This is a genomic window from Parachlamydia sp., assembly GCF_050255895.1.
In the GTDB taxonomy this organism is placed as follows: Bacteria; Chlamydiota; Chlamydiia; order Chlamydiales; family Parachlamydiaceae; genus Parachlamydia; species Parachlamydia acanthamoebae.
Genome location: NZ_JBFWIR010000011.1, coordinates 40,872 through 48,964 on the forward strand (window position 1 = coordinate 40,872; position 8,093 = coordinate 48,964).

Annotated in this window: 10 protein-coding genes; 2 read left to right on the plus strand and 8 right to left on the minus strand. The window is 38.1% G+C overall.

Annotation, left to right across the window (positions count from 1 at the left end; all coding sequences use genetic code 11):
• Positions 1 to 87: 87 nt before the first annotated feature.
• The 4 genes from AB7E63_RS03230 to AB7E63_RS03245 form a co-directional block, all read right to left on the minus strand.
• Positions 88 to 1,776 carry a HEAT repeat domain-containing protein gene (locus tag AB7E63_RS03230; RefSeq protein WP_006340132.1) on the minus strand — a complete coding sequence of 563 codons (1,689 nt, stop codon included), beginning with the start codon at positions 1,774 to 1,776 and terminating at the stop codon, positions 88 to 90.
• A complete protein-coding gene (locus tag AB7E63_RS03235; RefSeq protein ID WP_006340133.1) occupies positions 1,773 to 2,354 on the minus strand; it encodes a Maf family protein in 582 nt (193 codons plus the stop codon). The genes AB7E63_RS03230 and AB7E63_RS03235 overlap by 4 nt, the downstream gene beginning before the upstream one ends.
• Before the next feature lie 23 nt (positions 2,355 to 2,377).
• Positions 2,378 to 2,698, minus strand: a complete 321-nt coding sequence (locus tag AB7E63_RS03240) for a hypothetical protein (RefSeq protein WP_006340134.1) — start codon at positions 2,696 to 2,698, stop codon at positions 2,378 to 2,380.
• A gap of 130 nt (positions 2,699 to 2,828) precedes the next feature.
• A complete protein-coding gene (locus AB7E63_RS03245; RefSeq protein WP_006340135.1) occupies positions 2,829 to 3,227 on the minus strand; it encodes a hypothetical protein in 399 nt (132 codons plus the stop codon).
• 217 nt (positions 3,228 to 3,444) lie between these two features.
• Here AB7E63_RS03245 and AB7E63_RS03250 point away from each other — a divergent pair, with 217 nt between their 5' ends.
• Positions 3,445 to 4,041 carry a 3'-5' exonuclease gene (locus AB7E63_RS03250; protein WP_013925261.1) on the plus strand — a complete coding sequence of 199 codons (597 nt, stop codon included), beginning with the start codon at positions 3,445 to 3,447 and terminating at the stop codon, positions 4,039 to 4,041.
• Here AB7E63_RS03250 and AB7E63_RS03255 read toward each other — a convergent pair.
• Together AB7E63_RS03255 and AB7E63_RS03260 are read right to left on the minus strand one after the other, a co-directional pair.
• Positions 3,991 to 4,605, minus strand: a complete 615-nt coding sequence (locus tag AB7E63_RS03255; RefSeq protein ID WP_006340136.1) for a class I SAM-dependent methyltransferase — start codon at positions 4,603 to 4,605, stop codon at positions 3,991 to 3,993. The genes AB7E63_RS03250 and AB7E63_RS03255 overlap by 51 nt on opposite strands.
• A 3-nt stretch (positions 4,606 to 4,608) precedes the next feature.
• Entirely contained in the window at positions 4,609 to 6,090 is a 1,482-nt protein-coding gene (locus tag AB7E63_RS03260; RefSeq protein WP_006340137.1) for a hypothetical protein, read from the minus strand.
• Positions 6,091 to 6,272: 182 nt separating this feature from the next.
• On the opposite strand from AB7E63_RS03260, the gene AB7E63_RS03265 reads away from it, so the two are divergent.
• On the plus strand, positions 6,273 to 6,692 hold the full coding sequence (locus AB7E63_RS03265) for a BON domain-containing protein (RefSeq protein ID WP_006340138.1): 420 nt from the start codon (positions 6,273 to 6,275) through the stop codon (positions 6,690 to 6,692).
• A gap of 30 nt (positions 6,693 to 6,722) precedes the next feature.
• Here the strand turns inward: AB7E63_RS03265 and AB7E63_RS03270 are convergent, their stop codons facing one another.
• Positions 6,723 to 7,247 carry a hypothetical protein gene (locus tag AB7E63_RS03270; RefSeq protein ID WP_006340139.1) on the minus strand — a complete coding sequence of 175 codons (525 nt, stop codon included), beginning with the start codon at positions 7,245 to 7,247 and terminating at the stop codon, positions 6,723 to 6,725.
• A gap of 9 nt (positions 7,248 to 7,256) precedes the next feature.
• The gene (locus tag AB7E63_RS03275) at positions 7,257 to 7,727 is read right to left on the minus strand and encodes an Asp23/Gls24 family envelope stress response protein (RefSeq protein WP_006340140.1); all 471 of its coding nucleotides are present in this window, start codon (positions 7,725 to 7,727) and stop codon (positions 7,257 to 7,259) included.
• Between the last annotated feature and the right edge of the window lie 366 nt (positions 7,728 to 8,093).

Sequence of the window (8,093 nt, forward strand, 5' to 3'; positions counted from 1 at the left end):
GTAAGCTGAAAAAAAAGTGAAATTTTAACAGTTTAAGATGATTAATTTGTGATCGCAAATAAGTGTACATGTATGGAAAGCGTAATTTTATTGAATAGATCTTAATAGAAGCCCGGCAAGAGCATATTTATTTGTTTGATTGCCATTTTGTATCGCTTCTAATAGGACTTGGATCCCTTCATAATTTTGGGAACGGGCCAAAGCTTCAAAAGAATCAATCAGCAGGCGGGAGGTCTCGTGTGGTGTTAGATGGTAGGGGGAAGAAGAAATGTCGGAGCGCGTTTCCCAGGGAAGAAAAGGGCGGAATCGAATCAGTTCATTATCTTTTTGCTCAAGAACCCATTTTTTTAAATTTTCTTCATAGGGGCCGGGAATTTTTAATTTATATAGAGCCAAGTTGCAGTAATTGCGGATAAGGGGTGCTCCCGCTTTTTGCTGAAACCTTTTGAGGAGTTCGACCGCTTTCGGCGTTTGCACGTTTTCTAGTAAATCGACTAGGCAGGGGATTAAATCATTCTGTTCCTTTTCAAAAAGGACTGTGGCAATGTCCAAGAAATCTTCTTCAGGTAAGTCTAGCGTTTCCACTAAAACTTGCTCGCGCATCGATACGGATAACTCATAGGCAGAAGGGTTATTGGCGAGATTATGATGAGCGGAAGGGATGATTTTCCAATAGAACAAAGATGATCCTGGAGAATTTGCTTTGACGAATGCTAAATCGCGGGAATCTTGTAATAAAATGTCTGCAAGAAAAGGTAAGCAGCGTCTATCACCTTGTCGAAGCAAACTTAAACAGGCATTTAATTTAATCACAGCAGAACCAGATTTAGACAGCTCGTACAGGGTAGATTCATATCCTTTGATGTCTCCTAAAAGTGTAAAGGCATAGGGATTCTGGATTTTTGCGGCAGCAACTATTCCTTCACAAGCTTCTTTGTGCCCCAATTCATACAACGCGTTTAAAGCCGCTAGGCGAATAGAGATTGTTCCCGATTGAGCAAGTTTCTCTAAAAGGGGAATGGCTTGCTCATCTTTTAACATCCCTAAGACATAGGCGCAGATTTCTTGTTGCCGTACATCGTGCTGAGAAGCAAGAATGCGAATCTGAGGCAAAAAATCATCTCGACCAGCCTTTGCAGCACAATGAATTGCAGAAAGACGTGTATCTTGATTGGGAGAAGCCATTAATTTGCGAATAATCTGAAAGGCTTCAGCATTTCCGGCTAGGGCAAACAATTGAGGAAATAGAGGGTGTAATGCATCAGGCACTTTGTACATTAAAGATTCAATTTGAGAGACAGCCTGTGGGTGCTTTTTTCTGGCCAATTGAAAGGCGGCTTCTAAACGGATTAAGAGTTCATTTGAAAGCATCGCATGCATTAAAACATCATCAGCTTCATCATCAAAAGAACTTGCAAGTAAGTTTAAGCTGATGAGTTGCAGCATGGGATTCGGGCTTTTTAAGCCTTCTTCAAGCATGTACAATGTTTTATCATTTGTCGCCATGCCAGCTCCAAACATCGTCAGAAGCTGAACTTCTGGATCGCGCGTGCGTAGCCCCTGATCCAAAAGAATCAAACCCACTTGTTCAAGTAGCTCGAAATCGTGTTTGCCCGTTTCATCACATATTTGGCGATAAAGACTCAAAGCTTGCTGGGTATTTCCTCTTTGCATGAAATACAGCACTTGTTTTTTTTGGGGAGAGTCAGTTTGGCTATAGACAGCAAAGCAAGCAAACAAGCTAAAGATACTGAAAAAATAAAAGGGATATTTCACAAGTGCTCCCAGAGATTAATTCCAACTTTTGCTAACAAAAGTTTTGTGGTATGGACTGGCAATCCCAAAACATTATAATAACAGCCTTCAATTGAACGAATGATGATGCTCCCATTTTGTTGGATAGCGTAGCCTGCTGCTTTATCTTGCCATGCAATTTTGTCATGGTATAAATCGATTTCTTCGGGTGTGAGGGCATGGAATAGCACTTGCGTTCTTTCAAAAGAAGAATGGTGTTCTTTTGCATGTCGAACAGTCACTCCTGTGTAGACCTGGTGCCAATGTCCAGCTAATTGTTGCAAGATATCTTTGGCCTCTTCTCGATTTTTTGGTTTGCCATAGACTTTTCCATCTTTATGGACAATGGTGTCTGCAGTTAAAATGATGGCCTTTGGAAATTTTCGGGCTAATTCTTCAGCTTTCCCTTGTGAAATAGCGCAAACGTATTCTTCTGGATTATTTTGAAAAGCAATCGAGTCTTCATCGAAAGAGGAAGAAATCTGCTCAAAAGGAATTGAAAAGTATTCTAGGATTTCTTTACGTCTTGGAGATTGTGAACCTAAAATCAAGCGAGTCATGGAGGCCTATCCAAAGAAGAAAATTAACTGATAAAAATTTGGGGGAATACAACAAGCTTAATCGTTTCTTCTTCCAAAGAAGGGCAGTACTCTTTGAATTTTTGTTGGACAAGGCGTTCGTATTCTTTTAATTCGGAAAGAGTCAATGTTTCCTGAGGTAAAAACATTCCAACATAATCCTTTTGCTGATAGTGGACTTCGCAAAGCGTGCCATCTTGTGGTTTAGATTCAATCTTGACTTGTTTCCAGGCGTGGCTTTGGTTAAGCTGTAACCGCAATTCAGCATGTAAACGACATCCGACGAAAACTTTGACAAGAATGCGCTTTTCGATTTCTGTACTCATGCATTACCCTTCTATTTTTAGGAAGCATTGGACTATTGGTTAGAGTCTACGTCCGAATCGGGTTAAAAGTCGAGCTTAAAACCCAAGTTTATGTGGTTCTGTTTCAAGTTAGGAAATTTTTTGGAAGAGTTTAAAGAGGGGAGGTCTCTTTTAGAGGAATTTCTGCGCCCTCTTCTTGCAGAATTTTATTATGATGGATATAGATGCGTCGTAGGCGGGAATGACTGTCAAACTGCAGGATAAATTCTAGCCACCCTTCATTGAAATAGTAAGAAAAAAGGGAGTTCTGTGAAAACTTGTCTTTTTTACAGGCGGATTCAAAGGCGGCTTCTGCATCTTCACGCGGCATGTATTTTTTAAGTCTTTTAGGTGAACAATTTGGATCAATAAGTTGTTCAATAAGCTGATCAAACGTTAAAAAATTTGAGAAGGAAATCCCAAGGGCTTGTGCAATATCTTCAGGAAGAGAAACGGGATAACGAAATCGCATCAGAAGACGACAAAACCCTTCAATTAGATTGAGAGACATAAGAAAAAAGATGTTCCTGTGATTCTTAATAAAAATTGAAGTAAATTTAAGTATTAAAATTCAATTTAGCAAATATTAAAAAAATAATCAATCAATAAAAAATATAGAGACTCTCTTGTTAGCAATCTTTATTCTTGTTTTCAGAGAAGAAAGTTTGTTAAATTGAGAGATAAATACTCCAATATCGGAAGTTTAATTCCTGAATTTATGTGGTTTTATGCAAGCTGTATTTTTAGATTTAGAGACAACAGGTTTAGATTGTACTAAACACGTGGTGATAGACATCGCTTTTAAAGTTGTGGATTTATCAAGAAATCAAACCCGTGCCACCTATCAAAAGCTGGTTAATCATCCCTCTGAGATTTGGCAAAAAACTGATCCTATGAGTTTAGAGATTAACGGTTACACGCGTGAACTGGTCTTAGGGGGAGATGCTCCTTTGCACATTCGAGAAGAGGTCATTGCTCTTTTTACTCAGCTTGGAATCGAGAGGGGAAAATCTGTCTTTATTTGTCAAAATCCAAGTTTTGATCGTCCTTTTTTTAATCAACTGGTCGATACCTATACACAAGAGCGTTTGAACTGGCCTTATCATTGGTTGGATTTAGCTTCGATGTATTGGACGAAAAGAGTCGAGCTTTGGCAAATGATCAATGAAGATGTCCCGGATGCAATAAGTTTATCAAAGGACTCCATCGCAAGCTATTTTCATTTGCCTCCTGAAGCTTCGCCGCATAGAGCGATCAATGGGGTGAACCATTTGTTACTCTGTTATCAAACACTTTTTGGTGTTCGCTTTTTGGATCAGAAGTAAGCCAGGTGCTTTTTGGCGGTTGACCCAAGTTTGGTAGCTGCAGCTCCATTCTTGTGGTCGAAGCTTTTGAACAAAGTTCAAAATTGCTTCTTCCTCCCTTTTTCCTTCTTCATGCCCAGGATAACATGTAAGGCTCACAGCTCCTCCTGGAGCAATTAAAGAGAGGGCTGCTTGTAAGCTTATAAGTGTTGTATTCACACATGTTGTGAGGGACTTGTCACTTTTTGGTAAATAACCTAAATTATAGACAATCAATTGAACCGAATTTTCGGTTTGAATCGGAAAAATAGAATGGCAGGCGCAATGCAAATGTAGGCGTTCCATTTGATTTGCGGATAATTCTTTTGCAAGTTTTTCGCGTGTGGCTGCAATTGCTTGTGGTTGCACATCCATTCCTATCACGCATCCTGAGCTTGAGTCGAGCACAAGTTTGGCTAAGATGAGTGTATCATGTCCATTCCCACAGGTTGCATCAATCACCGTGTCACCGGGGTTGACGAGTTTTTTCCAGTGGTTATGTGCCACATCTAAATGAGATTGAAAGAGAGGATATTGTGTAAACATACATTAAAAATCTTTGGCTTTATATTCGAGGAGTTTGGCTTCATAAGTGTTTTCTTCAGGATTGTGTAAGATATGACAATAGGGACTTAAAAAAGTGTGAGCCTTACTAGATAAAAAGGAGATATCTTGTACAACTTCTCCGCTTATAAAATTTTTCCGAAGGGCATGTATTTGAGAGGCTTCTTCCTGTGAGAAATTTTGTTGCCATAAAGCTTTTCGAAAATTTGTCCCATTGTTTAAAAAGTCTTCTACCGCGCTTTTTGCGGTTGGATATACAATGATTCGATATAGATAATTTTTATTTTCGATAACGTTAACGGCGTGAATGAGTTTTTCTTCATGCATTCTGCTTAAAATATAAACCTCATCTTCATTGAGGGATCCTGGAACGGATAATTTTTGTCTTAGTTCATAGTACAAAGATTCGTGAGAATTTAAAGCATTCAAATCATGTGTAATTTGGCAAAGGAAATCAATTTGTAGATTGGTTAAACCATAGACAGCTAAATGAACGTCGGCTATGTTTAAAACGTTTTTTTGATAACCTTGCGAAATAAGTTCCCTGTTTCGCCACTGGTCTGAAGGCTTTTTAACGATTAGGTCATTTTCATCTATTCTTGCATACCAATTATCTTCATCTAAAGTCCAAGCATCAATCACTTTATTTTTGACAAGATAATCTAGTACTTTGGCTTTTTGTGTGGAAAAAAGTTTGCTTGGAGGTAAAAGAAAGGCTTGATCCCAATTTTTAATCAATCGTTCATTAAATTGGACTTCGAGCTTTTCGATAACAGAAAGAAAATAGCCAAATTCTTTAGGGGAGAAATTGTTAGTGGGTAAATTTCTGAGGTCGTTAACTTTTTGCCGGAAGACCTTGAGTTTTGTTATATCTACTAGGGCTTCATCTTTAGGAAGCTTATTCCTGTCAAAATAAATTTTGCAATCCATGCCCGCTAAAATATAGCCAGCAATTTCACCTTCCGAAATCATTGATCGCAAAATAGCCTCATATGTGTTTTTTTGAAAGGGGCGTTTTTTGAGATTCACAGACGCAGAGGATTTGTCTTTTTGTTTTTCAAAGATCGCAATGATGTCTGTTAGTTCTTTAGATGAAAGTTCCTCTGCATTTTTAAGTCCTACTCTTGAATTTTGATAGTTTTGCAGCCTTTTGGTTATCGGCTCAGAGGGATGAGTCTTTGGGGTGGAAATTAGAGGGTGAGTGACATCTGAGATTTTTTTTTCAATGCTTGAGCGATCGATAAAATGGATTTGTCCCATTTTAAGTTCATTTGTGATGAATCGTTGCGTCAGTTTGGATAAAAATCTTTCCCACGCATTTAAAGTGACCGCCGCATATCCTGATTCTGTGTGGTTTTCGACAATGAAGGTTCTTTTCCAATGATGCCATTTGCCTTTTTTCACTTGATCTGAAAAGGGTTTTATTAGAGCGGCATTAAGTGAGTAAGATTTTATTAATACTTTCATTATTAAACCCTTTTATTTAAGAAATTCCAAGCAATATTATCAGAATTTATTTTTTAAGAAAACTATCTAAAATATATAAAAAAAATATTGACAAGATGCGAGGGGATTCTTACATTCCAATTTAAAAGGTTAGGTTTTGATTTTTTCTAACCCCAATTCTTAAATATTTGAGGAGAGTTATTATGAAAAAAGTGATTTATCTATTGCCTGCATTGGGAATGCTTTTTACAGCTTGTGAAAAAAAAGAAACTCCAACAGGTCCTACACCACCAAATCCGAGCTCTTACTATACAGCTGATGCAGATAGTGCATTAGATGCGACAAGCACGAAGTCTAAAGATGCTTCAATCACGGACACGCATCCTGGCGATCAAGCTGATTCTTATGCAGACAGACCTTGGTTGCGAAAAATCCGTCAAGCGATCGCAGAAGATAAGGATCTTGAATCTCAAGCGGGTAACATCAAAATTGTGATCATCAAAGGGACGATTAACTTAAAAGGAACAGTGCCAAACGAAAAGGCAAAAGCTGATCTTGTTAAAAAAGTTAAGCAAGTTGTAGGAGATCGTAAAGTAGAAGATCAAACGGAAGTTTCCAAATAATTCGGAAGCTCCCTAATAAAGTTAGGGAGCTTACTTTTCTGGTAAGGCTTTAGGTTTTTCTTGGAAGTTAATCGATAGATAGAAATCGTTTCGATAGCCCAATGTACGAGTAAAAAGTTCGCTAATATTCTCTTCAAATTGTTTAAGAAATGTCCCTTGTTCCTCTTCAGGCATAAAAGGTAAATCAGCTGTTAAATAAATCTGATTCTTTTTAATCTGAACCTGTGTGGGTATCGCATGATGGGGAAATACTTGCCTCCAATAAAGATTTAAATATTCTTCGATTAGAGATTGATCCACTTCGACAGCATTTTTGCCTGAGCGAATCACGTAGCTTTTGCGTCGGGAAGTGAGGAAGAGTTGAAAAAAAATAGTGCAACTAATGAGCACAAAAATGGCGCCCGCAGAAAAAATGATCCATGTTCCGTCTGTAATGAGTCGCAAAATTTCAATCCGCATTTGCGGGAAAAATGAAACAAGCAAGCATGCAATTCCAACTAAAAGAAAGAAGAGAGCTAAAACAAAATTCATTAAAAAATAAAACAGATTTCCCATCGGATTTGCTTAAAACTCGTCGTTATATTCGTCTTCTAGGTTTGATTCCACGGGCATAGGTGCACTTGGTCCGAGAATTTTTTTCATTTGTGAAGGAGAGACGATATTCTTAAATACTACATGCACGCGTGATACATGAAGTCCCGTCATTTTTGTGATCTCTTCTGCGATTTTAGTTTGAATTTCTTCCGCCTTATCAGGAATCGAAACCCCATAGCAGATGTTCACTTCTACTTTGATGTCAACGGTATGTGTTTTGTTGTCTTGTTCAGAGTAGATCCCCTTGATTCCACCCTCCACATTTCCACGTCCTAGAATACTATCGATAAAGTTTCCTTCCACAAGGGTGATCCCCTCTACTCTGGCTAAGCATTGTAGAACAATCCCTTGAAAGACACGATTTTCAATATCCCGGATGAAAACAGTTTCAGGTAGTTCGAACTCTTTGGTATCGACTTTGCGAGTTTTTTCTTCTCCCATATCTGGCAAGCTCCTTAAACAAACAATCTGATTGTTTTTCAATGTAACATGCCAAACTAATAAAATAAACGTTCTTTTGCATTTTAGAATGAATTCAATAAAATATTTTGTTTTCTAGAGGATGAGGTTGACTTTTTCAAGGAATCGCTGTATAATAAATCTTATCAAAATGGACTGAACAAGGTTCAGTTATTATTTACAAGGTAGTTTGTGCATTTTTTTTCTTCACTTATTTTTTTAGCCTTAGTTGGAAGTCTTGCCCCACAATATGCGCGAGTTAAAGGGCGTGATCCAATCCTGGGGTGTGTTATTGGTATGTTATTCAGTCTTCTTGGACTGCTTGTGTTATTTCTGTTACCCGATCTT